At 69.6% G+C, this 23,784-nt stretch carries 24 protein-coding genes and 2 pseudogenes; 8 read left to right on the forward strand and 18 right to left on the reverse strand.

Annotation, left to right across the window (positions count from 1 at the left end):
* Positions 1–134: 134 nt before the first annotated feature.
* A complete protein-coding gene (locus RF637_RS08570; protein ID WP_368844604.1) occupies positions 135–332 on the reverse strand; it encodes a hypothetical protein in 198 nt (65 codons plus the stop codon).
* 433 nt (positions 333–765) lie between these two features.
* On the opposite strand from RF637_RS08570, the gene RF637_RS08575 reads away from it, so the two are divergent.
* Positions 766–1,197, forward strand: a complete 432-nt coding sequence (locus RF637_RS08575) for a MarR family winged helix-turn-helix transcriptional regulator (protein WP_368844605.1) — start codon at positions 766–768, stop codon at positions 1,195–1,197.
* 47 nt (positions 1,198–1,244) lie between these two features.
* Here the strand turns inward: RF637_RS08575 and RF637_RS08580 are convergent, their stop codons facing one another.
* Positions 1,245–3,002 (reverse strand): oleate hydratase, encoded by a 1,758-nt coding sequence (locus RF637_RS08580; protein WP_368844606.1) that lies wholly within the window; start codon positions 3,000–3,002, stop codon positions 1,245–1,247.
* 142 nt (positions 3,003–3,144) lie between these two features.
* Between RF637_RS08580 and RF637_RS08585 the strand changes: the two genes are divergently transcribed.
* Positions 3,145–3,837 (forward strand): TetR/AcrR family transcriptional regulator, encoded by a 693-nt coding sequence (locus RF637_RS08585; protein ID WP_368844607.1) that lies wholly within the window; start codon positions 3,145–3,147, stop codon positions 3,835–3,837.
* A gap of 254 nt (positions 3,838–4,091) precedes the next feature.
* On the opposite strand, the gene RF637_RS08590 is transcribed toward RF637_RS08585, so the two are convergent.
* A complete protein-coding gene (locus RF637_RS08590; RefSeq protein WP_144997659.1) occupies positions 4,092–5,360 on the reverse strand; it encodes an amino acid permease in 1,269 nt (422 codons plus the stop codon).
* Entirely contained in the window at positions 5,353–6,168 is an 816-nt protein-coding gene (locus tag RF637_RS08595; protein ID WP_368844608.1) for an arginase family protein, read from the reverse strand. Before RF637_RS08595 ends, RF637_RS08590 begins: the two co-directional genes overlap by 8 nt.
* Between RF637_RS08595 and RF637_RS08600 the strand changes: the two genes are divergently transcribed.
* Complete coding sequence (locus RF637_RS08600; protein WP_368844609.1) at positions 6,077–6,283, forward strand: hypothetical protein; 207 nt, start codon at positions 6,077–6,079, stop codon at positions 6,281–6,283. The genes RF637_RS08595 and RF637_RS08600 overlap by 92 nt on opposite strands.
* 521 nt (positions 6,284–6,804) lie before the next feature.
* On the opposite strand, the gene RF637_RS08605 is transcribed toward RF637_RS08600, so the two are convergent.
* From RF637_RS08605 to RF637_RS08615, 3 genes are all read right to left on the reverse strand, one after another.
* The gene (locus RF637_RS08605) at positions 6,805–7,686 is read right to left on the reverse strand and encodes a manganese catalase family protein (protein WP_085106889.1); all 882 of its coding nucleotides are present in this window, start codon (positions 7,684–7,686) and stop codon (positions 6,805–6,807) included.
* Between the two features lie 435 nt (positions 7,687–8,121).
* Positions 8,122–8,442 (reverse strand): Fic family protein, encoded by a 321-nt coding sequence (locus tag RF637_RS08610; protein ID WP_368844624.1) that lies wholly within the window; start codon positions 8,440–8,442, stop codon positions 8,122–8,124.
* Positions 8,411–8,692 carry a hypothetical protein gene (locus RF637_RS08615; protein ID WP_368844625.1) on the reverse strand — a complete coding sequence of 94 codons (282 nt, stop codon included), beginning with the start codon at positions 8,690–8,692 and terminating at the stop codon, positions 8,411–8,413. Before RF637_RS08615 ends, RF637_RS08610 begins: the two co-directional genes overlap by 32 nt.
* Positions 8,693–9,034: 342 nt before the next feature.
* On the opposite strand from RF637_RS08615, the pseudogene RF637_RS08620 reads away from it, so the two are divergent.
* From RF637_RS08620 to fmdA, 3 genes and pseudogenes are all read left to right on the forward strand, one after another.
* Positions 9,035–9,843 (forward strand): annotated as a pseudogene (locus RF637_RS08620) (urocanate hydratase); the annotation flags it as partial.
* A 223-nt stretch (positions 9,844–10,066) separates the two neighbouring features.
* Positions 10,067–10,360 (forward strand): FmdB family zinc ribbon protein, encoded by a 294-nt coding sequence (locus RF637_RS08625; protein WP_064845445.1) that lies wholly within the window; start codon positions 10,067–10,069, stop codon positions 10,358–10,360.
* A gap of 58 nt (positions 10,361–10,418) precedes the next feature.
* Positions 10,419–11,675, forward strand: a complete 1,257-nt coding sequence (gene fmdA, locus RF637_RS08630) for a formamidase (RefSeq protein ID WP_368844610.1) — start codon at positions 10,419–10,421, stop codon at positions 11,673–11,675.
* A 127-nt stretch (positions 11,676–11,802) separates the two neighbouring features.
* Here the strand turns inward: fmdA and RF637_RS08635 are convergent, their stop codons facing one another.
* Genes RF637_RS08635 through RF637_RS08650 form a run of 4 tightly spaced genes read right to left on the reverse strand, consistent with a single transcriptional unit; the run spans position 11,803 to position 14,412 of the window.
* A complete protein-coding gene (locus tag RF637_RS08635) occupies positions 11,803–12,273 on the reverse strand; it encodes an aldo/keto reductase (RefSeq protein ID WP_368844611.1) in 471 nt (156 codons plus the stop codon).
* Positions 12,274–12,311: 38 nt separating this feature from the next.
* Positions 12,312–12,920, reverse strand: a complete 609-nt coding sequence (locus RF637_RS08640) for a DUF3349 domain-containing protein (protein ID WP_368844612.1) — start codon at positions 12,918–12,920, stop codon at positions 12,312–12,314.
* Positions 12,917–13,189, reverse strand: a complete 273-nt coding sequence (locus tag RF637_RS08645; protein ID WP_064845450.1) for a hypothetical protein — start codon at positions 13,187–13,189, stop codon at positions 12,917–12,919. The genes RF637_RS08640 and RF637_RS08645 overlap by 4 nt, the downstream gene beginning before the upstream one ends.
* The gene (locus tag RF637_RS08650) at positions 13,186–14,412 is read right to left on the reverse strand and encodes an anion permease (protein ID WP_368844613.1); all 1,227 of its coding nucleotides are present in this window, start codon (positions 14,410–14,412) and stop codon (positions 13,186–13,188) included. Before RF637_RS08650 ends, RF637_RS08645 begins: the two co-directional genes overlap by 4 nt.
* A gap of 145 nt (positions 14,413–14,557) precedes the next feature.
* Here RF637_RS08650 and RF637_RS08655 point away from each other — a divergent pair, with 145 nt between their 5' ends.
* A complete protein-coding gene (locus tag RF637_RS08655; RefSeq protein ID WP_368844614.1) occupies positions 14,558–16,123 on the forward strand; it encodes an MFS transporter in 1,566 nt (521 codons plus the stop codon).
* A gap of 178 nt (positions 16,124–16,301) precedes the next feature.
* On the opposite strand, the gene RF637_RS08660 is transcribed toward RF637_RS08655, so the two are convergent.
* The 3 genes from RF637_RS08660 to RF637_RS08670 all read right to left on the reverse strand — a co-directional run bounded on the left by RF637_RS08660 (position 16,302) and on the right by RF637_RS08670 (position 19,312).
* Positions 16,302–17,756: a YeeE/YedE thiosulfate transporter family protein gene (locus RF637_RS08660; RefSeq protein WP_368844615.1), complete on the reverse strand. Its 1,455-nt coding sequence runs from the start codon at positions 17,754–17,756 to the stop codon at positions 16,302–16,304.
* Positions 17,757–17,947: 191 nt separating this feature from the next.
* Complete coding sequence (locus tag RF637_RS08665) at positions 17,948–18,361, reverse strand: hypothetical protein (RefSeq protein WP_144997643.1); 414 nt, start codon at positions 18,359–18,361, stop codon at positions 17,948–17,950.
* A complete protein-coding gene (locus RF637_RS08670) occupies positions 18,362–19,312 on the reverse strand; it encodes an NAD(P)H-binding protein (RefSeq protein WP_368844616.1) in 951 nt (316 codons plus the stop codon). It abuts the gene before it with no gap.
* Between the two features lie 187 nt (positions 19,313–19,499).
* On the opposite strand from RF637_RS08670, the gene RF637_RS08675 reads away from it, so the two are divergent.
* Positions 19,500–19,736 (forward strand): hypothetical protein, encoded by a 237-nt coding sequence (locus RF637_RS08675; RefSeq protein ID WP_055085169.1) that lies wholly within the window; start codon positions 19,500–19,502, stop codon positions 19,734–19,736.
* A gap of 93 nt (positions 19,737–19,829) precedes the next feature.
* On the opposite strand, the gene RF637_RS08680 is transcribed toward RF637_RS08675, so the two are convergent.
* The 4 genes and pseudogenes from RF637_RS08680 to RF637_RS08695 form a co-directional block, all read right to left on the reverse strand.
* Positions 19,830–19,991, reverse strand: coding sequence for a hypothetical protein (locus RF637_RS08680; protein ID WP_368844617.1), 162 nt, complete (start codon positions 19,989–19,991; stop codon positions 19,830–19,832).
* A gap of 122 nt (positions 19,992–20,113) precedes the next feature.
* Positions 20,114–22,339: a bifunctional anthranilate synthase component I family protein/class IV aminotransferase gene (locus RF637_RS08685; RefSeq protein ID WP_368844618.1), complete on the reverse strand. Its 2,226-nt coding sequence runs from the start codon at positions 22,337–22,339 to the stop codon at positions 20,114–20,116.
* Between the two features lie 133 nt (positions 22,340–22,472).
* A complete protein-coding gene (locus RF637_RS08690) occupies positions 22,473–23,492 on the reverse strand; it encodes an NADP-dependent oxidoreductase (protein WP_064845456.1) in 1,020 nt (339 codons plus the stop codon).
* A gap of 165 nt (positions 23,493–23,657) precedes the next feature.
* Positions 23,658–23,779, reverse strand: a pseudogene (locus RF637_RS08695) (50S ribosomal protein L36).
* Between the last annotated feature and the right edge of the window lie 5 nt (positions 23,780–23,784).

Genomic DNA, 23,784 nt, shown 5'->3' on the forward strand with positions numbered 1-23,784 from the left:
GTCCCGCCGCGGACGACGCCGCCGCACCGCCGGTTCCCCGGCACCCGTGCGCCGGGGCGCGGGGCCGTGTGGAGCGGCGTCGTCCACGGGTCAGGCGTCGCCGCCCGGGCGTGGGAGCCTGCCGGGGCGGGGACTCAGGGCAGCAGCCCGTAGACGATCCCGCTCACGGCCACGATGCCGGCCACGGTGACGAACACGTTGGAGATCTTCCCGCGGTACGGCTCCAGCCCGGGGAGCCTGCGGATGGCGTACATGGGCATGAGGTAGAGGATCACGACGATCACGGGCCCGGCCAGGGACTCGATCAGCGACAGGATGCTCGGGGTGGCCACGGCCGCGATCCAACCCGTGATGAAGATGAACGCCGCCGCGGAGGCCCGCTCGCACGGGAGCCGTACTCGTGCTTCATGGCCACGGAGAACTGGGAGATGGCCGGCGAGTGGTTGAACGCGAAGACGAGCACCGGGATGACCAGCCACTGGGTGATGATCAGCATGATCCGCTGACCGGTGAGCATGACCGCCATCATCGGTGCCACCAGAAGACCAGAAGACCGGAGCAGCCAGCGCGGCGGTGGCTGCGGGCACCGAGGATCCTCCGGCCGGTGTGGACGTACGGTCGTGGTCATGCTCCGGCACCGGGGTCTCCGTGCTGTTGGGGGAAGGGCAGAGCGGAAGGATGCGAACACCCTGTGAGCGTGGGCATAGCTATACGCGACGTGCCCTCGTTGTTCCACAACCCCGCCGTGGGGGCGCCTCCCGTACCATGGTGGGCATGGATCCCGAGTTCCGCCTGGACACGCAGCTGTGCTTCGCGCTGTACACCGCCTCGCGCAAGGTGACCAGCGCGTACCGTGAACCTCTCAAGGCCATCGGGCTGACCTACCCGCAGTACCTGGTGATGCTCGTGCTATGGGAGCAGGACCACCGCTCGGTCCGCCAGCTGGGCGAGACCCTCGCCCTGGACAGCGGCACCCTCTCTCCGCTGCTGCGCCGCATGGAGGCGGCGGGCTTCGTGACCCGCCGCCGCAGCGAGCAGGACGAACGCTCGGTGGTCATCTCTCTCACGGACGCCGGGCGTGCCCTGCAGGAACCGGCCGCGGGGATGCAGCGCGAGCTGCTGGACGAGCTGGACATGTCCCCCAGGGACAGAAAGACCCTGCACATGCTGGCCCAGAATCTGTGCCACGTACTGTGACGGCTTCCGGGTGCACCCGTGCAGGGTCGCTCAGCCCGCGCTGAGGATCACAGCACGCCGTACTCCTCGAGAAGCTCTCCCACCTCGCCGTTCTCCAGACGACGACGCAGCCGCTTGCGCAGCGGTTCCGGCCCGGGGACCCGGACCTTCTCGCCGTCCCGCAGCCGGGTGAGGCCCTCGAGCAGCACCCGCACGTCGTAGGTGCTGCCCCACGTCTCGGGAACTCCGCGCTCCACGCCCATGAGTTGGTACACGGCCTCCATGCCGGTGCGCACCGAGTACTCGGTGGTGAAGATGCAGTCGCGGCCGGTCTCGGCGAACTGGCCGATGAACGCGAAGTTGCGGGCACCCTCGGGCACCACCCGGGGGCGGTCCCCCGCCTGGCGGGGCATGAAGAAGCTGGTCACGTACGGCATCATCACGGGAACCGTCTTGGCACCGGTGGCCGCGAGCTCCGGGATCTCCTCCACGGGAACGCCCATGTGGTAGAGCCACTCCTGGGTGATCTCCTCGCCCGTGCACTCGGCCATGGTCTTCTTCACGAAGTCACCGGGAGTGTCCACGAACAGCGAGTAGACCCACACCACGACCTGGTCCTTCGGCTGCTTCTTGAAGTGCGGCTGGCGGTTCACGGTCCAGCTGAGCAGCCATGAGGAGTCCTCCGCCGTGACGATCCCGCCCGTGACCACCCGGCCGCTGAACGGGTCCCGCTGCGCGATCTTGCGGATGTACTCGGGGATCCGCTCGTCCAAGGTGGTGACGGTGGCGGACTCCCACTTGGTCTCGTCGATCGATGAGCAGAACACCTCGGGGCGCCCGAACGACGGGTCCTTGGCGGCGATCCGCTTCCACAGGTCCCAGGCCGAGGCGGGGCCGCGGTCTAGCGTGGCGGCCGTGGCGTGGTCGCCGTCGTTCGAGTTGTCCACGAGGGATCCGATGGTGGTGAACACGAGGTCGTGCTCACCCAGTTCCTGGGTCTCGGTGGAGCCCTCGCGCACCCAGTGGATCGCGGTGGCACGGATCTCGCCGTTGCGGTGGGCGAAGTCGATGTCGCGGACATCGGTGTCGTACTGGAAGGTGACACCGCGCTCGGTGAGGTAGGAGATCAGGGGCAGCACGAAGGACTCGTACTGGTTGTACTTGGTGAACTTCAGCGCGGAGAAGTCCGGCAGCCCACCGATGTGGTGCACGAAGCGGTGAAGGTAGAGCTTGAACTCCAGCGCGGAGTGCCACTCCTCGAACGCGAACATGGTGCGCCAGTACATCCAGAACGGGGAAGCCAAAAACTCCTTGCTCATGACTTCCTGGATCTGCTTGCCCTCCATCTCCTCACGCGTGGCCAGGAAGATGTGCAGGAGGTCCTTCTGGGCGCGCTGCGGGAGGTCGAACTTGCCCTCGTGGCCCGCGTCCTGGCCCTGCTTCACGGTGGCGCGGCGCAGGGAGTAGTTGGGGTCGTCCCGGTTGAGCCACGCGAACTCGTCCAGCACGGACGCGCCCTCGATCTCCAGGGACGGCACGGAGCGCATCATGTCCCACAGGCACTCCATGTGGTTCTCGAGCTCACGGCCGCCACGGATCACGAACCCCTTCTCGGGGACGTCCAACCCATCCAGGGCACCGCCGGGCAGCCGGCCCTTCTCCACCACAGTCACGTTCTCGCCGGGCACGCCGGCGTCCCGGACCAAGAACACTGCCGCCGCGAGTCCGGCGAGACCGGATCCCACGATCCACGCGCGGGTGTCCTGTGCGTGCTCCGCCGGGCGGGGCCGCATGAAGGCCTCGTAGTTGCCTGCTGTGAACTGCATGTCGTTCCTCCTTCCGCGGGGGCGTCACCTTGGCGCTCCCTGCGTTAATAATTGAGCATACTCAATTTTGAGTGCAATACAATTATCTGGTGGAGAAAATTCAGAACCCGACGCCCGCCGCAGAGCACGCCCCCTGGAACACGTGGCCGCCCGCGTGAGCCCGCGCGGCCCCGGGCGCCGCGAGATCGCCAAGGCGCAGAAACGCGCCCGCATCCTGGCCGCCGCCCGCTCGCTCATGAGCGAGAAGGGCTACGCGCAGATGTCCATGAGCGAGGTCGCCTCCCGCGCGGACGTGGCGGCGGGCACCGTGTTCCAGTACGCCGCCACCAAGGCGGAGCTGCTGATGATGGTCACCGAGAACATCTGGGCGGACCACATCAACGACACCCTGGACGCCACCCCCGACCCCGGCCACCGCTCCCCCGCTGCGGTGGTGGACGCCATCATGGACTCACTCGCCCCGGTCTTCGACATGGCCGTGCACTGGCCGGAGACCACCGTGTGGATCGCGCGGGAGATTCTCTTCGGCGAGGACCTCCCCCACCGCCGCGAGGTGCTGGTGCTGGTGGAGAAGCTCGAGAACCACATCGCGCGGATGCTCGCGGGCTGCCGCTCCGCCGCGCACGCCGGCACTACGCCTCTGGACGTGGGCGCACGGATGATCGTGACCAGCGGGCTCGCGGAGCTCAACCGCGCCCGCCAGGGCCGCGCCGAGCTGCGCCTGGTGCTCGAGCGAATGCGGGAGATCGTCGCCCTCGTGGCCGCGGGCGTGGACAGTGCACTTCCTCCCGCGCACGATGCCGCTGCCCCCGCCTCCCCGGAGTCCGCCCGGTAGCCCGCCGGGGCGCGACGCCGCCGTGCCCCGGGTGGCCTGCTCAGGGAGCACGGAGCGGCGCCAGCGCGCCGCGGGCAGGCGCTGGAGCGGACGGCGGCCGCGCCCCGTTCAGCAGGCTGCACGGCCCCGCGAGGACGAACCCGTGACCCGGCGCGGCGCGTGACGGGGCGCGCGGACCCGGCCGTGCGGCGTCGTCGTCCGGGCACGGGAGAGCCCCGGCTCGCGGACGGGCCGGGGCTCTCAGCAGGCGGGGATCAGCTGCGGGGCAGAGTGATCAGCGCGGTGTGGTCGTCCAGGTCGGGGCGGTTGCGGCCGCCGCCCTTGACGAACAGCAGGTAGCCCACACCCAGGAGCACGAGCCACACGACGCCCACGATCAGTGCCACTCGGGTGTCCGGGAACCAGCCGAGCAGCACGATCACGAACAGGATGCCGACGGTCGAGGCCCACGAGGCCACGGGCCAGAACGGGACCTCGAACGCGGACTCGGGGCGGTTCTTGCGCTCGATCTCGCGGCGCATGGCGATGTGCGAGAGCAGGATCATGAGCCACACCCACACGGTGGCGAACGTGGCGATCGAGGCGATCACCAGGAACACGTCCTCGGGGATCACCACGTTGAGGATGGATGCCGCCGCGGGAATACCCAGGGCGGAGAAGATCTGCACGAACGGGCTGGCCTCGCCGGTGATCTCGGTCCACGGGACCAGGGACATCAGCACCACCATGGTGCCCACGTAGAACAGCAGGATGCGGGCGGGCACGGCGTTGACGGCCTTGGGGGTGGAGCGGGCCGGATCGCCGGCCTCACCCGCGGTGATGCCGATGGTCTCGATGCCGCCGAACGCGAAGACCACCACGGACAGCGCGGCCAGCAGACCACCCAGGCCGTTGGGCATGAAGCCTCCGTGGTCCACCAGGTTCTGCAGCCCCACGGGCTCGCCCGGGGCGTAGGAGACGCCGAGGGCCATGAGCACGATGCCGCCGCCGATCATCGCCAGGATGGCACCCACCTTGATGATGGTCAGCCAGAACTCCATCTCGCCGAAGATCTTCACGTTGCGGGTGTTGATCGCGGCAATGCACAGGATGACGGCCGTGACCCAGATCCAGCGGGGCGTGTCCGGGAACCAGAAGCCCATGTACACGCCGAACGCGGTGACGTCCGCGATGGCCACCACGATCATCTCGAACGCGAACGTCCAGCCCGTGACGAAGCCCGCGAACGGGCCCAGGTAGCGCGCCGCGTACTGGCCGAAAGAACCAGGGACGGGGTGGCGCACGGCCATCTCACCCAGGGCCCGCATGACCATGTAGACCACCGCTCCGGCGATCAGGTACGCCAGGATCACGGAGGGTCCGGCCGCCTGGATGGCGGTGGCCGAGCCGTAGAACAGCCCGGTGCCGATCGCCGAGCCCAGCGCGATGAACTGGATGTGGCGCATGCTCAGCCCGCGCGACAGCGTGGGGTGGCCCGCCCCGCCCTGCTGCGGTGCGGGCGGCGGGGATGCGGGACTACTCATGGCGCTCTCCTGTGGTGTTCCCGGCGGGGCCGGTCGGTGGGGCGCTCAGTGCGTCGTGGGCCAGGGTGGTGATGAGGCGCGCGGCGGCGCGGGCGGTGCGGCCGTCCACGTCCATCCGCGGCAGCAGCTCCACCACCTCCACGAGCACCAGTTTGCCGCTGCGGGCCACGCGGTGACACACGGCCTGGATGGTCTCCAGGGGAACACCGTATCCGGCCGGGGCGCTCACGCCGGGCGCCCCGGCGGCGGGGAGGACGTCCAGGTCGATACTCAGGTGGATGGCGTCCACGCGCTCAACGAGACGGTCCACGACCTCCGGGACGGCCTCGAGGTGGCGGGGTTGGCACTGCTCGTCCGTGAGGTACTCCACGCCCAGCTCGTCCGCGATGCGGAACAGGACGCCGGTGTTGTTGGGTTCGCTGATGCCCAGCACGGTGTAGTCGAACGTGCGGCCCGCCTGCTGGTCCGCGCGGGCCATCTGCAAGAACGGGGTGCCGGAGGACGGCTCGTCCGCCTGGCGCAGGTCGAAGTGGGCGTCCAGGTTCAGCACGCCCACGCGCTGACCCCGTAGCCGGTTGCAGCGGGTGCGGCCCAGGTAGCTGCCCCACGCAGTGTCGTGCCCGCCACCCAGGACCACCACGGGGTTGCCGGTGTCCAGGAGCTTTGCGACGCAGCTGCGGGCGGAACTCTCCCGCACCCGGGAGCGCGGCTGGGCCGTGGAGGAGGGGGATGTGACGCCGAACTTCGCGTCCGTGGCGGTGGCGGCGCACGACCACCGGGGGTTGCCGGTGGCGGGGGTGGCGCTCACGTTTCTCGCGCACAAGATCGACGACGAGCGGCGGGCGGAGCTGGTGGGGCACGTGCGACGGACGGCGGAGGCGCTGACGCAGCGGTTGCACGGGGCGGCGCCGACCAGCACCTAGTTGCCCGCTCGATCTTCGACGATCGGCCCGGTCGACGGGCCGCACCGGCGGGTCATTCCGCAGAGCGCGGGTGAGGAAAGCCAGCAGGCACGGATCGCGCAATACCGCGCCTACAGCGGCCAAAGATGCTGAACTGGGGGTTCCGCACCCCGGCGCCGGATCTTCCGTCGTTGACGGTTTCATTGCGCCCGTGGGAGCCGCGGCGAAACCGCTCGTTGCCCGGCAAGAGTGGGAAAAGAACTCCGTTGGCGCGGGGCCTGACGCCTTTCGCGGAGGTGTCGACCGACGCGGTCACTGCGGCGTCCTGGTGTGCAGGTTCGGTTGGCTGACCGAGGTATCGACGACCCGTTCACAATCCGAGCCATCCGACCGCATGATGTCCGGCTCCACCTGCGGCAACACGACCACGACTGGTGAATGCCGACAATGCTTTCCGGTGCAGAAAAGTGCCCGCGGCGTGCCCGTGGGGCAGGCACTCGATCAGAGACCGGGTGCCTGCCCCACACCACACCGCCCCGCCGTTATTCGCGGTTGAGCTTGTCCTGGACGGAACCGGCCATCTTCTCGACCGTGTTCGGCAACTCTGTGGTGCCGTAGAAGCGGGCGTCGGGGTGCGTGACCGGGGGCATCGGCACACCGGGGTTCGGCTGCGGGCTGTAGCTGAACTCGGACTTGCCGTCCGGCGTCGGGCCGGAGGCCCACGGGCCGTCCGCCAGGTTCTCGCCGTCGGAGAACTGGAAGGTGGTGTAAGCGAACTCGGAGGCTTCCTTGTTCTGCGGGAAATTGCTCGGCGTCGGCATCTCCTCGAGTCCCGACTCCTTCAGCTCCTGCACGGCCGCCGCCCATTGGTTCTGGTGCATCGTGTCCCGGGCGAGCAGGAACGAGAGCAGGTCCCGGATCCCCGGGTCGTCGGTCATGTGGTACAGCCGGGCCACCTGGATCCGGCCCTGCATCTCCGCGTTGAGGTTGGAGGTCATGTCTGCAAGCAGGTTGCCACTGGCGGTCACGTACGAGGCGGACCACGGGTTGCCCATGCTGTCCACCGGCCGGGCACCGGCTCCGGCGACGATGCCCTGCTGGATGTCGGTGCCGCCGATCACCGCAGCGACGGCCGGGTCGTCCTGGATGGCGTCGGTCGTAATGCCCAAGGGAGCTTTTTCCAGCAGCTGGGCGACCATGGTGGCGAGCATTTCAACGTGCCCGAACTCCTCGGCCGCCGTGCTGAAGAGCAGATCGCGATATTTGCCCGGGATGTGGGCGTTCCAGGCCTGGAAGCTGTACTGCATGGCCACGGTGATCTCGCCGTATTGGCCGCCGATCACCTCCTGAAGCTTACGGGCGTAGACGGCGTCGGGTTCATTCGGCTTGGCTTGATACTGCAGAGCTTGCTGGTGGAAGAACATGGGGAGACCCCTTTGCCAATATGTGGTGCGCGTTCGGGCGACAAGAGAGGTCGTGACATCAGTCCTGGAGCAACGCGCGAAAATGACCGCTGCACGCCTCGACGCCCGTCAACAGGCTACTTACTATCTCAGCCAAAAAGATAGGGGCCCCAGCGAGTAGACCGGCAGCGCCGCGACGGCATCACGGCACGTCAGGCCTGGCCCGCGCAGACGGCACCCCGCAAGCCAGGACCATCGACCTCGTTGGCCGTGTACGCCGCAGACGGAATCATGATCGGCACTGCCCGGCTGCCGGACGGCAAGTACGCCGGCGTCACCTCCGGTCTCTGGCTGCAGGAGGGCAACAGCACGAATCGGTTCCGTGTCACCGGCCGTCGGGGTTGCTTGCCCGGCACAGTGCCTCGTCCAGCAGGGACATTTCGTCGAGAGGCGGCTTCAGGACCTCCTCGATGAGCGGCCTGAACGGCTCCCCGGTCCCTCGCTGGACGCACGGATGGAGGCCCGCTCGTTCTCGATGCGCCCGATGTTCCGCCACGACAGGGTGCGTCCTGACAGTGCGGCGATCTGGTCCAGGTAGGCCCGCTGCGTTCGGTCGTTGCCCTCACGGAACGGGTGCACATAGTTGACCTGCGCCAGCAGGGTGGAGGACTGCTCAATGAAGTCCTCGTCCGAGATGCTCGGGTCGTTGAGCAGCCCAGACTCCCGGAGCGTCTCGTGGATGCCGTTAAACGCGGTCCCGATGCGGGAAGGATGCAGGAACGTCGAGGACCACGGTCCTGATCTGCCCCGCCCACTCCCAGACGTCCTGGTAGAGCCTCCGGTGAGTCTCGTGCAGGTGCGCCAGGTCGAACGTGCCCTGCACCGGGTCGCGCTCCAGTTCACGATGGCGCGTCAACGTCTCGCGGCGCTCGCGCTTCGAGGCGGCCCGCGGGTCACGGATACCAGGCAGGATGTCCGTCATGGACTCCCGACGCTCGTGAAGATCATCATCCGAGTACGTGGTCATGGCATCCTCCTGGTTCGGTGCATCAGTGTGACGGCATCTCGGTGGCTCCGCGCTACCTCCGTGCCCATCGTCTCGCGAACCACCGCTTCGATGCCCGTGTGGGAACCCATGGCCTGCGCAGCGGCGCACGCATGGGGCTCACGTGGCAGTGACTCCGGTATGGGATCTTGCCGAGAGCCGGGCCTCTCACCTGACGTGTTCACGCCCGTCGCCCCTGTCTGGCATCCCAGACACAACCCCCTCCAGAACCCGTGGCTCCCGTCACCGACCGTGGTCCCATGGGCTCATTGTCCGTCCGCGGCCTCACACGCCCAGGACCGAATCGCACCTGGAGGACCCCTCATGGCACTGCCCAACGCCCGCCCCGTCCGCGCACCCCGCGGCACCGAGATCAGCGCCAAGAGCTGGCAGACCGAAGCCCCCCATGCGCATGCTCATGAACAACCTGGACCCGGAGGTCGCCGAGCGCCCCGACGACCTGGTGGTCTACGGCGGAACCGGCCGCGCGGCTCGCAGCTGGGAGGCGTTCGACGCCATCGTCAAGACCCTCAAGGAGCTCGAGGAGGACGAGACCCTTCTGGTGCAGTCCGGCAAGCCCGTGGGCGTGTTCCGCACCCACAAGTGGGCCCCGCGCGTGCTGATCGCCAACTCCAACCTGGTGGGCGACTGGGCCACGTGGCCCGAGTTCCGCAAGCTCGAGGACGAGGGCCTCATGATGTACGGCCAGATGACGGCCGGGTCCTGGATCTACATCGCCACGCAGGGCATCCTGCAGGGCACCTACGAGACGTTCTACGCCGTCGCCCGCAAGAGGCACGAGGAGGGTCGCATCCCCGAGCCCACCCTGGCCGGCGCCCTGACCATCACCGGCGGCTGCGGCGGCATGGGCGGCGCCCAGCCGCTGGCCGTGACACTCAACCGGCGGCGCGTGCCTCGTCGTGGACGTGGACGAGACGCGCCTCAAGCGCCGCCAGTCCAAGCGCTACCTGGCCGAGGTGGAGACGGACCTGGACACCGCCCTCGCCAAGGTCATGGCGGCCAAGAACGAGCGCCGGGCGCTGTCCGTGGGGTACGTGGGCAACGCCGCGGACGTGTTCCCGGAACTGCTGCGCCGCCACCGCGCGGGCGAGATCTCCGCGGACGTCGTGACCAGCGCGCGGGGGCGGGGCACGACGTCGCCCGCGTGCCTCCCCGCGCGCGGCCGGTACGTAGGGTGAGGGACGCCGCGTTTGCGGGAAGGTTCTGCCCCTGAATATCGCGTTGTCGGGGGCAGAACCTCTCCCTGTGCGTCGGGCCGCCCGCAGGGCAGCGCCCGGGCCTGTCCCCTCCTCAGACCGGGTTGTATTGTGGTTCACACGCGTGAAGGGAGCGTCCATGCCCGTCTACGAGTTCCGGTGCGAGGCCTGCGGGCCGTTCGACGCCCACCACGCCATGGCCCAAGTGCCGCGCTCCCAGGACTGTCCCGCGTGCGGCGCGGACGCACGGCGCGTGTTCTCCGCCGTGGGCCTGTCTCGCGCGAACTCTGCCCGGGCACGCGTGATTGACGACGCTGCCCGCACGGCTGACGCGCCAGACGTCGTCCGATCCCTGCCCCGCCAGCCCGGCGCCCCCGGCGCGGCCCCGGCGGTGACCCGGGACCCCCGGCACGCGAAGCTGCCGCGGCCGTAGCTTCCCCGCACTGCCGCGCGGGAACCGCCCGCGGGGCTCTCCAGAAAGGTCACGGACCATGCCAGAAGTTATTTTCCCGCTGGATTCCACCAAGCCCTTCACCGAGCAGAAGCTGACCGGCCACAACCGCTGGCACCCGGACATCCCGCCCGTGGCCACGCTCAAACGTGGCGAGAGCTACCGCATTGACTGCCGCGAGTGGTTCGACGGCGCCATCAAGAACGACGACTCCGCGGATGACATCCGGGACGCACCCCTGAACCGGGTGCATGCACTGTCCGGGCCGTTCCGGATCGAGGGCGCGGAGCCCGGTGACCTGCTGATTGTGGACATCCTGGACGTGGGGCCCATTCCGCAGGAGGAGGGGCCGCTGGCCGGGCAGGGCTGGGGCTACACCGGGATCTTCGCGCAGAAGAACGGTGGCAGCTTCCTGGTGGACCAGTTCCCGGACGCCTACAAGGCCGTGTGGGACTTCCGCGGCGGCGAGTGCACGTCCCGGCACATCCCCGGCGTGAAGTTCACGGGCATGGTCCACCCCGGTCTCATGGGCACCGCGCCGTCTTCCGAGCTGCTGAAAACGTGGAACAAGCGCGAGGGCGATCTGATCGCCACCGATCCGCAGCGCGTTCCCCCTCTCGCCCTGCCGCCGGAACCAGACTCGGCGATCCTCGGCTCGCTGAGCGGCGCGGACTACGACCGCGTGGCCGGCGAGGCCGCCCGCACCGCTCCCCCGCGCGAGAACGGCGGCAACCAGGACATCAAGAACTTCACCAAGGGATCGCGGGTGTTCTACCCCGTGTACGTGTCCGGGGCGAACCTCTCCATGGGGGACCTGCACTTCTCCCAGGGGGACGGTGAGATCACGTTCTGCGGCGGCATCGAGATGGGCGGGTTCATCGACGTCCACGTGGACGTGATCAAGGGCGGCATGGACACCTACGGCGTGAGCGAGAACGCCATCTTCATGCCCGGGCGCAACGGTCCGGTGTACTCGGAGTGGCTCGCGTTCTCCGGCACGTCTGTCACGCTCGACGGCGAGCAGCGCTACCTGGACTCCCACCTGTCCTACCAGCGCGCGATCCTGCACGCGATCGACTACCTCGCCAAGTTCGGCTGGTCCAAGGAGCAGGCGTACCTGCTGCTGGGCGCCGCCCCCATCGAAGGTCGCTTCTCCGGGGTGGTGGACATCCCCAACTCGTGCGCCACGGTGTATCTGCCCACGGAGATCTTCGACGTGGACATCCGCCCCTCCGCCAGCGGCCCCACGCAGGTGGATCCGGGCATGGGTGCGCCACGGGCGATGAACCCGGGCTGATCCGCGCGGTTCGCCGCTCCTGATCCGCCCCGAGGACATCTGGGGCGGGAAGTGCCCGGCTTCCATGCCACCGGACAGTCATTTCCCGCCTCAGATGCACGACGCCGCCGGGAGACTCCCGCGCGCCTCATGCCGCGGCGTCGAGCTCCCGCAGCACCTCGGCAGGAAGGTGCACACCCGCCGCCTCCACGTTCTCGCGGAGGTGGTCCGGGCTGGCGGTGCCCGAGACGACGAGTGACTGCGGCGAGCGCGCCAGGACCCACGCGAGTCCCACCTGGCTGGGGGTCACCCCCAGCTGCTCTGCGATCTCGCGCACGCGGGGGTCTTCGATCACGAGCCCGGGCTGCATGGCCATGCGCCGCAGGTAGACCACGTCCAGGTGGTCGGTGCCGAGCGAGCGCAGGTTCTCGTGGACGGCATCGGGCAGCTCGGAGGGCTTCTGGGCGGCCGTCATGGGCGCGGGTCCTTCGGGGAGCGGCCGGGCACCCACCTTGCTCGCGTAGAACACGGCGTGCCGGTCCGCCCCGGACGACGCCGCCCGCGTCAGGCTCCCCAGGCCGTAGCCCATGCGCGCGACGTCGCGCGAGACGATGCCCACACACCCGGCCTTCTCAGCGGGCGCGTCCTGGTAGGTGGTTACGAGCGGGTCTCCTCGGTCTGCCCCGGATCCGCGGCCGGATCCTGCGGCTCCTCCAGCGGCCAGCCGTGCGCGGCGAGCATCGCGCGGATGCGCTCCATCTCCTCCGGCTTGGGCTCGTCCTCCGTGGCCCGGTGGATCGCAGCGCGGGCGTCCGCCTCGGAGAGGGAGGTGCCCTCAGTGCGGGCGTCCATTGCGAGCTGCTCGGCGATCGCGGCCATGTCCTCGTCGTTGAGCTGCGGGCGCAGCACCGCCAGGACCGGGAGGTAGTCCTGCGCGGGCACGCCGTGGGGGTAGTCCGCGCGCAGCCAGTTCATGGCGCGGGCCACGTAGCCCGGCTGCCGGACGGGGGCATCCGGACCCGGCCCGGCGAGGGGCCAGCCGGCGCGCGCGAGGGTGGCGGCGACGTCGGCGAGCTGCTTCGCGGACGCGGAGGCGGCCACGAGCGTGTCCTGGCTGGGGAGCTCGAGGGCCTCCAGGAGGCGCTCCGCGCGGCGGGAGCCCACCGTGCGCACGAGTAGCTCCGCCAGAACGGGGCGCGCGTCCTCGGGGACACCCTGGGGATAGGCGGCTCGGAGGTGCTCCAGCGCCGCGTCGAAGGTCATCATCCGAACACCGAGATCCCTAGGTAGTGGTCCAAGCTCTTCCGGGTGATCCACAGGACCCCGATCACCACGGCGGCGAGCACGATGGCAAAGCACAGCACGGCGCCCGCGAGCGCCACGGCGTTCCTGCGCGCCGTGCCGTCCGGGCCCGGCGGCAGGGTGGCGCGGCTCCACAGGGCGATGCCCACCGTGAACAGCGCGGGCAGTCCGGCGCCGAAGCAGAGCCCGGCCAGCAACACGGCGAGGGCAGATTTCGCCATCTGGGCGATCATGAGCGAGCCACCTCCTGGGTGTCGGCCCGGTCCGGGTCACCGGGGGCCACGGAGTGGGTGTTCTCGTCCCACTCGGCATTGACGTTGTGCCGGTCCACCTTCTGGTGCCGGGAGCGCAGGAAGATCACCGCGGACGCCGCCGCCAAGAGCAGGAAGATCACCACGGCTCCCGGCAACCCGCCCACGGCCCGGGCGATGATGAAGCACACCGCACCCACCACGGCCGCGGCGGGGAGGGTGAGCAGCCAGCCCACCACCATGCGCCCGGCCACGCCCCAGCGCACCCGTGCCCCGGGCTTGCCGACGCCCGAACCGAGGATGGATCCGGTGGCCACGTGCGTCGTCGACAGCGCCATGCCGAAGTGGCTGGAGGTGAGGATGATCGCGGCCGAGGAAGCCTCCGCGGCCATGCCCTGCGGCGGTTCGATCTCCACGAGTCCCTTGCCCAGGGTGCGGATCACGCGCCAGCCGCCCAGGTAGGTGCCGAGCGCGATGGCCACGGCGCACGTGACGATGATCCACGGCGGCAGCCCGTTGTCCTCGATTCCCTGGACGCTCAGGTTCCCGTGGGCGATCAGCGCGAGGGCAATCACGCCCATGGTCTTCTGCGCGTCACCCGTGCCGTGCGCGAGAGACACCATCGACGCTGTTCCCACCTGCCCCCAACGGAAGCCGCGGTCCTTGTGGCGGTTCGAGGCGGCGCGGCTGATGAGGTAGACGAGCGCCGTTCCCACCGCGGCCACGCACCCAGCGATGAACGGGGCGAGGGCGGCGGGGACGAGGATTTTCTGGACCACACCGGACCAGTTGACCCCGGCGATGCCGAGCGAGGCCAGGCCGGCGCCGATCAGCCCGCCGAACAGCGCGTGCGACGAGCTGGAAGGCAGACCGAACAGCCAGGTGGCCAGGTTCCAGAGGATGCCGCCGATGAGTCCGGAGAAGATCAGCACCAGCGCGAGAGTGGGGTCCAGGCCGTGAACCAGTCCGCCGTCCGAGGTCTGGATGAGCAGGACGTCCTTGGTCACCGTGGTGGCCACCTCCACGGAGAGGAACGCCCCCACCAGGTTCAGCACCGCGGACAGTGCAACCGCCGTCCTGGGTGAGAGCGCACCGGTGGCGATGGATGTTGCCATGGCGTTGCCGGTGTCGTGGAATCCGTTGGTGAAGTCGAAAGCCAGTGCGGTCACGACCACCAGGCCCAGGATCACCAGTTCAACTGTCATGCCTCCAGGATGACGCCCCCCTGTCCCGCGCACCAAAACCGCCCCCGGGACGGCACTGGGACAGCACCGGGGTGCATGCGTCCGGCACGATCCGCCGCAGGGAAACATCGCCCAGCGCGTCTGAGACCGGGCCCATAATGCGTTCATGACCTCTGACCCCCACCGTGATCCGGACCCCGGCGAGACCTGGCACGAACGCTCCCCGGCCACGGGAACCGGCGAGCTGCCCATCCTCAGCCCGCGCCCGGATCCGCAGACCCACCGGGGCTACGCCCACGGCACGGATCCGCGGCGGTGGCGGATCCTGGCCGTGCTGCTCGTGGCCATCTTCATGTCCCTGGTGGCCGTGAGCATCATCAACGTGGGGCTGCCCTCCATCCAGGAGGGACTGGGCGCCTCCGAGTCCCAGCTGCAGTGGATCCTCTCCGGCTACGCGCTGACCTTCGGTGTGGTCCTGGTGGCGGGCGGCCGCGCCGGGGACGTGTTCGGGCGTGGGTTCCTGTGGATGCTCGGGGTGGCCATCTTCACGCTGTCCTCGATCGCCGCGGGCCTGGCACCGGATCCCACCATGCTGATCGTGGCCCGCTTCGTGCAGGGTGTGGGCTCTGGGCTGCTCAACCCGCAGGGCGTGGCCATGATCCAGCAGTACTTCAAGGGCGCAGAGCGCGGGAAGGCGTTCGGAATGCTGGGCAGCGCAGTGGGTGTCTCCGTGGCCATCGGCCCGGTCCTGGGAGGTCTGCTGATCCAGACGGGCGGCGCGGCCGAGGGCTGGCGGTGGCTGTTCATGGTGAACGTCCCCGTGGGCGTCGTCGCGCTCGTGCTCGCGTTCCTCTGGTTCCCCCGCCCGCTGCTGCGCAGGCCCGAGGGCACCACCATCCGCCACGCCCTGCGGGAGATGGACCCCACGGGTTCGGTGCTCCTGGGCATCGCGCTGCTCGCCACCCTGCTCCCGTTCATCGAGACCGGCTCCCCCGGCACGAGCCCGTGGGTGTGGGCCCTGCTCGCGGTCGCCGCCATGTTCCTGGCCCTGTGGATCGCGTGGGAGAAGCACTTCAAGGCCTCTGGGCACCAGCCCATGGTGGACCTGGACATCTTCAGGGTCAGCAGTTTCCTCAACGGCACCCTGCTGATCTCGCTGTATTTCCTGGGCATCACGAGCGTGTGGGTGCTTGTCACCCTCTACATGCAGAAGGGGCTCGGCCACACCGCACTGGCCGCCGGTTGCGTGGGCCTGCTCAATGCCTTGGCGAGCGCGGTGGCCTCCAACCTGGCCGGCAGCCGCGTGAACCGGATGGGCCGCAAGATCGTGGTGCTCGGCATGCTCAGCGTGGTCGTGGGCCTGCTGCTGAGCATGGCGGTGATCCTGCTGCACGACTCTTGGCACATCAGCGAGTGGTGGCTCGTGCTCACCCTGGGCTTCGTGGGTTTCGGCCAGGGCGCCGTGGTGAGCCCCAACCAGACACTCACGCTCGCGGAGGTGCCACTCGAGTACGCGGGCAGCGCCGGTGGCGTGATGCAGACCGGTCAGCGCGTGGGCACCGCCGTGGGCATCGCCATGATCACCGCGGTGGCGTACGGAGTAATCGCCGGCCAGGGCTGGTCCGTGGGCATCGCGGCGGGACTGGGCGTTGTGGTGCTCGTGGTGCTCGTCGCCCTGGCCGTGGCCCTGCGGGACATGCGCCACCGCGCCCGGAAGGACTCTCGCGCCTGAGTCACGGCGCGCACACCACGGCACCTCCGGAGCGCTCGCCCCCCGGTGGGCCCACGCTCCGCACTGTTCCGGTGGTACGACGACGCCGCCGCGCCCTCCCTGCCTCGGCCCCCGGCGTGCGGGGTCCATGGAACGCAGAGGTGGCGCGGCGGTGTCGTGAGCGGGGGCTCTGAGTGGGTCAGCCCTTCTTGAGGGTGATCTGCCAGCTGGCGTCGCCCTTCTCCACGAAGTCGGTGACCTCGTGGCCGTCCGTGGCCGCCCACTGCGGAATGGCCTCGGTGGCCTGGGTGCAGTCGAAGTCGATCACCAGGTGCTCACCGGCCTGAAGGGTCTGCATGACATCCTTGGCCTCGATCAACGGGAACGGGCACACGGCACCGAGCGAGTCCAGGGCATAGTAGCCGTCCCCCAGGCCTGTGAGCTTCTTCGACGGTGCACCTGCCGGGTCCTTGACCATGAGCGCGGCGGGTGCCGCGGCGAAGCCCGAGAACACGTTCGCACCCGAGGTGCGGGGAGCCCCCGCGGTGGGAGCGGCGTCGATCGAGTTGTCGTCCGGTGCGGTGGCGCCCACCGTGTGGTCCAGGCTCTGAGCAGTGGAGTAGGTGCCGTCTTCGCCGGTGGCGGGCTGCGTAACGGTGGGCTTGAGCCAGATCCTGGTGGCCACGGCCACGCCCAGGGCGATGAACAGCAGCGCGATCCAACCCTGGAACGTGAACAGGCTGGTCTGGACCATGCCGTTGCCCACTGTGCAGCCACCGGCCAGGGCCGCGCCCACACCCATGAGCAGGCCGCCCGCGATGGAGCGCACCGTGGTGGTGGCGTCCGGCACGCGCACGCGGAACTCACCCGTGGACTTGGCGGCGATGAACGAGCCCACCAAGATGCCGAGCACGAGCATCACACCCCAGTCCAGCTTCCCGTCCGCTCCGGTGACCAGGAAGTTCAGCAGGTTGGCGGTGGGGGTGGTGATGCCCAGACCGTCGTTGCGGCCGGTCGCGGCGGACAGCGGCCACGCGATGACGCCGAGCAGACCCACGAGCGCGCCGGCAGTGTAGACGTGCAGGGGCTTCTTCCATGCGGGACGGCCGTTCAGCCGTGCGGGCTTCACGGTGTTCTTCTCGCGGTTGAGGAAGTGGCGCACCATCACACCGGTGACCGCTGCCAGGACGATCACGAACAGCCACGGGGAGACGCTCAGGGCACTGGGGATGGTGGTGAGCCCGGTGTCCCACTGCTTCATGCCGGAGTTGAAGCCCTTGAGCACGCCGGTCTTCATGGCGGACGCGGACAGCGCGTACATGGCCAGCGCGATCCACGAGCCCACGAGGCCCTCGCCGGAGCGATACCACGTGCCGGAGGCGCACCCGCCGGCCAGGATGATGCCGATGCCGAACATGAATCCGCCCACGATCACCGCGAGGGGCGCGAAGGAGGGGTAGTTGGGGGAGATGACGCCGGCGGAGGTCAGGGCGGTGAGACCAATAGCGTGCACGGAGATCACCACGAGCAGCGCGGCGAAGGTCCGCCACGACTTCTGCAGGAAGATGTCCCGCAGCATGCCGGTGACGCAGAAGCGGCCGCGCTGCATGACGATGCCCAGCAGCGCGCCGATGACAAGTCCGGTAAGGATCATAGGTGAGTACCAGTTTCCCGCGCACCGGAAAGAGGGCGCGTTCGGAGGAAGGGACGATGAGATGAGGGATCGAAAAAGACTCCGTATACTCAACTCCTCACCGGGGGCAACGTCCAGGTTGTCGTCACAAAGTGTCACACTTCCCGGAAATGCCCCGAAGTACTTACTCGTGAGGTATTAGCGACATTGCGTCAGGTTGCCCGGCGCGATACCGCCCGCAGCGCCCCGACGGCACCCTCCCCCGCCCGGCTCACGGACATGGGCACCTGCCCGAAAACCTCCCGCGGGATCGGGGTCCGGCACAGCTGCGCGGTCCGCTCCACGTCCCAGTCCACGAGCACGAACCACTCATCGCCCTCCCGCACGACTTCCCGCACGGCGCCCGTGGCGCACAGCTCCTGCCGCTGGGACAGGTAGGCCCAGATGGTGTCCCCCGCCGTCATGGTTCGGTAGCCCGTGCGCAGGCACCACCGATCCGCGGGCTGCGAGCGCCCGATCGCCTCCCACACCGCCGTGGCGTCCTCGCGGGTGCGCCAGTCGGCGGGCATGTGCTGCCCGTGAGCGGCCGGGTTGATGGGAAGCAACCAGTGGGTCTCCGCGGCCATTCACGCGCCTCGCGATTCGGTCGTGGCGTTCGACGACGCGCCCCGCCCGGTCCAGGCGTCACACTCGGCGGCATCGCCGGAGGCTCGCCCGGCGTCGGCGTCGCGCTCCTCCGGCGACGACACTCCCAGCAGCGCGTCGTACCCCTCCCGGAACGTGGGGTAGCGCCACCGGGATCGAGGAACCAGGGAGTGCACGAGCGCCCCGTCGATGATCTTGCCGAGCGGCCCCTCCCCCGCGGGCGAGTTGTCCGGGGGCACCGCGACACCCAGCCGCGCCGCGAGGTGCGTGACGACGTCACCCAGCTGAGCGGCGTCATGATCCACGGCGTGCAGCAACCGCGGCGGCTCGGGAGCGTCGAGCACGGTGGAGAGGACCGTGACGAGATCGTCCCGGTGGATCCTGTTGGTCACGCGCCGGTGGGTGACAGGCGTGGCCGTGCGGACCCGCTCGATCAGGGACGTGCGGCCGGGCCCGTAGATCCCCGCGGGGCGCACGATGACCAGGTCCGGGAAGAGATCGGCGGCGAGCTCCTCCGCGGCGAGCAACACGTGGGCGGTGGCGCGCTGAGGGTCGGGCGGGGTGGCCTCGGTGACGACCTCACCGTCGGTGCCGCCCAGGACGCCCGTGGAGGACACGAGCACCACGCGCGGCGCGGCGTCGGACGGCAGGGCCAGGTGCAACCCGCGCAGCGCACCCAGGTAGGTGCGTTCGTAGGCGGTCGCGTCGCGGCCGTCGGCGGTGAGGGTGACCACCACGGCGTCGGCCGCGGGAAGGACGGCCTCCCCCGGGTCGGTGAGGTCCAGAGAGACCGGCTCGATGGGCTCGGGCAGCGCGTCCGCGCGGCGACGCACGCCCACCGCGCGCACTCCGCGTTCGGCGAGGCGCAATCCCAGGGCGGTCCCCACGTCCCCGCAGCCGGCCAGGAGCACTGTTGCAGCGGAATCATTCATGGCACCAGCCTGTCATGTCCGCGCGACGGCGCGTGGTCCGGCTCGGTAAGGGAAAGGAACGGTGCCATGACCGGGCAGAACCTGATCCATCACCCCCCTTATTATTTGGCCCTCCGGCATCTACGGTGGAGGTACCCAGCCCTGCTTCACCACCACTTGCTCAGCAGAGCAGAACGGAGATCACACCATGATCATGAAGACCCTGCACGACGCCGGTATCCGCTCCGAGTACGCCTACACCGCAGGCATGGGCTCGATCGCCCTGTCCTTCGTGTCGTGGGGAATCTCGCGTCTCAAGAGCGACGACTCCAAGGCCCAGTCGGACCGCTGGGGCATCTTCGTGGGCCACTGGGCGCCCACCTTCATGAGCGTGGGCCTGGCTCTCGCCCAGTACGAGCAGACCCTCGAGAACAAGAAGAAGTAGCCACCGACCCCGCAGCCACTCGGCGCAGAAGAACCGCCCCGCACCTTCCTGGTGCGGGGCGGTTCGCCTGTCAGCGGCTGCCCGGTGCGGTGCTCAGTGCCCGTAGCCCTGGGACTGCTCCTCCGTGCCGGCCTGCTCCTCGAAGAACTCCTGCTGCTCCTGGGTGATCGCCTGCTCGGCGGCCTTCTGGCGCTGCTCGTCGGTGTCCACCTGGCTGACCGACTCGGTGTTCTCGTCCTGCGGGTTCTTGCCCATGGCTGCGCTCCTTCGCGGTTGCGTGGTGCGCCGCCCCGAGCTCCGCGGCCCGGACGACGGCGCCGTGCCCCGAGCATCCTCGCCTCACCGGGTCGTGTCAATGGGGCGATGCCGCCCGTTCGTCACGGGGCGTCCGCGAGCGCGCGCTGCACCCACGCCGTCACAGGCCCAGGGGCCCACGCACCCACACCGTGGATCTCCCCCACGGGTCGGGCACCCCGCAGGGCGTTGGTCACGAACACCTCCGACGCCCCAGCGATGCCTGCGAGAGTGATGTCCTGTTCACGGACCTCGTACCCGGCGGCCCGCAGGCTCGAGAGCACCCGGGCGCGCATCACCCCGGGCAGGATCCGGCCGTCAACGGGCGGGGTGGTGACCACGCCACCGCGCACCACGAACACAGTTGCACGCCCGGTCTCCAGCACCGTGCCGTCCTGGTCCACCAGCAGCGGATCGCACACCGGGGACCACGGACCGGGTGTCGTGTCCAGGGCGCGGCGGTCCGCCCACTTGTGGCGCCCCCACCCGCCGGGCACCACCACCGGGCGCAGCACCCACGGATCCACGGGAGGGGCCGCGCCGGGAGGGTTCAGCGGGGCGTGGGTCATCTCGAGACACAGACTCCCATCGTCCGGAACTGCCGTGACCCGCAGCCGGTGCGGGCCATCCAATCCGGCGGCACGCTGGAGGACCTGCTCTGCGAGCGCGCCCGGCAGCTCATGGGAGAAGCACGCCCGCACGCTGCTCCCGAGCCTTGCCAGGTGCTCCACCAGCTGCTCGGGACGCCCCTCGCGGACGAGCATCGTGGTGAAGACCCCCAGGGAGGGGTCGGGGGTCGAGCGGATCATGGGCGCGTCCCGCAGCGAGGCTGCCGCGCGCGACGGTGCCCCACCGCCTCCCACGCACGCCGGGGTCGCCACCTCCGAGGACTCCGCGTGCTCACGCCACTCCCGGGACAGCTCGGACCCGAAGCGGGCGCCGACCGCATCCAGCAGCGGGGCGGCCTTCACGAGGGTCTCGAACGCCTCCCCGTCCGGGTCCGAGTCAGCAACGATCCCGCCGCCCACACCCAGGCGCACCGTGGCGCCCGAGAACTCGAACGTACGGATGGCCACGTTCATGGCCAGCCCCGCCACGGGACTCGCGTACCCGATCCCACCGGTGTAGACGCCCCGCGCGGTGGTCTCCAGGGCGTTGATGATCTCGGTGGCCCTGACCTTCGGCGCCCCCGTGCACGAACCGGGCGGAAACGTGGAGCGCAGGAGGGCGGCGTCGTCGAGCCCGGGGCGCAGCGTGCCGTGGACATCCGCGACCAGGTGGTGGACGCCCGTGTGCGGCTCCACACGCGGCACGGCGGGGCTCAGCACGGAGCCGGGGACGCACACGCGGGAGAGGTCGTTGCGCATGAGGTCCACGATCATCACGTTCTCCGCGCGATTCTTGGCGGAGGCGTGCAGCTCGCGGGGGTCCGAGTCCGCGGGCGCGGTGCCCTTGATCGGGGACGTGAGCACGGCGGTGCCCGTCCGACGCAGGTAGAGCTCGGGCGAGAAGCTGGCCACCGCGCCGCCCGGCACGCGCAAGAACCCGGCGAAACGCGGCCGCAGCCGCTCGTACCCGGCGCAGAACAGGTCCAGTGGGTCACCGTCGAATGCCGCTGTGAGCTCTCGGCAGATGTTCGCCTGGAAGATGTCCCCGTCCCGGATGTGCGCCAGCGCGCGCCGCACCGCCTTGGCGTGGGCCGCGCCGGTCACGGCGGCCTCGAACGGCCCGCACCGGTACGAGCGCGGCGCGGACGCCCCGGACGAGGACGCCAGGCCGGCCCCGAGCGCCCGCTCCACCGCCGCGATCGTCTCGGCCACCCGTGCAGGGTCCGCACCGGGCAGGGACTCACAGAACCAGCGGTCCGCCGCGCTGTCGTGCACCAGGACGTGGTCGTAGCGCGCCAGGTGGTGCTCCGGCAGACCGCCCGAGTGCGGAGGTGCGGGCGGGAGCGACTCCAGGCGACGCGAGAGCTGGTACCCCAGGTAGCCGAGCCACCCGCCGCCGAAGCGGGCGAGATCGTCGGCGGGTGGCTCGGCGCAGGGGCGAGCCAAAGCGCAGAGATCGTGCCGGTTCCCGCCCGTGCTGGGCGGGGCGGCGCGCGTTACGTTGGGCGGATCGTCGTCGTCCGCGGAGCCCAGAGCGGCGAACGGGTCCTCGTCCGCACCGAGCACGCGCGCGGGCCGGATGCCGATCACCGCATCCCCGTGCATCCAGTCCCCGAGCAGCGCCGCGAGACCGGGTTCAGCATGCAGCGCGCGCAGCATCTGCACGGGTCTCACGCGATGCGGCAGAGGGTGTCGGGGCACGGTTTCCTCTCGTGGGGCGCCGGGGAGCAGCTCGGACGCGGCCATGATATGGAGAGGAACCGCCACGCAGAGCAGCGGAGCGGTTCCTCGACGACGGTCACAGTGCCGCGCAGCCACGCGGCGAGGACGTCACTCAGATCTTGACGACCATCTTGCCCTTGTTCGCGCCCTTCATCATGTCCAGGAACGCGTCCACGGCGTGGTCGATGCCCTCCACCACGGTCTCATCGTGGGTGACCTTGCCGGAGGTGAACCACTCACCCATCCGCTGGCGGTACTCCTGGGCGACGTCAGTGTGGTCACCCATGGTGAAGCCCTCCAGCATGAGGGAGTTCTTGATGATGTTGCCCATGTTGTCCGGGCCGCAGGGGCGCTCGGTGGAGTTGTACTGGCTGATCGCGCCGCACACGGCCACACGGCCGTGACGGTTGAGCACGTCCAGAGCCGCCTCCAGGTGGTCGCCGCCCACGTTGTCGTAGTACACGTCCACGCCATCCTCACCCACAGCATCGGCCAGCTGCTCACGGATGGGGGCATCCTTGTAGTTGAGCACCTTGTCGAAGCCGTACTTCTCGGTGAGCATCCGGGCCTTCTCGTCCGAGCCGGCGGAACCGATCACGTAGGAGGCGCCCAGCAGCTTGGCGATCTGACCCGCGATGGAGCCCACGGCGCCGGCGGCACCGGAGACGAACACGCGGTCCCCCTCCTTCAGCCCGGCGATGCGGGTGAGCCCGGTGTACGCAGTCATCCCTGTCATGCCCAGCACGCCCAGGTACACGGACAGCTCGGCGTTGGGCAGCTCCTCGACCTTGGTGAACTCCTTGGCAGATCCCTGGGCGAGGTCGCGCCAGCCGTACTGGTGCAGCACGGGGGTGCCCTCGGGGAGATCCTCGGAGCGGGACTCGACCACGCGGCCGATGGCGCCGCCGGTCATGGTCTCGTTCAGGGCGAACGGCGGGACGTAGCTCTTCTCGTCCCGCATGCGCCCGCGCATGTACGGGTCCACGGACATGAACTCGTTGCGCACGCGCACCTCTCCGTCCTGCAGCTCCGGCAGGTCCACGGTGACGGTGCGGAAGTTCTCGTGCTCGGGCCACCCCTCCGGGCGGGAGACGAGCTGGATCTGTGTGCTGGTGGAATCGGTAGTAGCCATGTCGCCATAGTGGCATGCACAAACGTTTGCCACAGCAAGGATTCGCGCCCAGCGGACGCTACCCCCGGTTACTCGTCACATGGGGCAGCCCAGGAGTAATTTACGCACCCCACGGTGATCGCCGACGCCGCACGGACCGGCTCGCGGGGGCGCCCCGCGCGCGGCTCAGCCCTGACGAGCCTTCATGCGCCGATTCTTCCCGTTGATCACATCGGTCTTGCCCCGGCGGCGGACCACCTGCGAGCCGGGATCTGCTTGAAGGAGCGGAGCGAGGTGCGAACCTTCACGGAGC

Origin of the sequence: Kocuria sp. CPCC 204721, from assembly GCF_040980945.1 — a bacterium.
Lineage (GTDB): Bacteria > Actinomycetota > Actinomycetes > Actinomycetales > Micrococcaceae > Kocuria > Kocuria marina.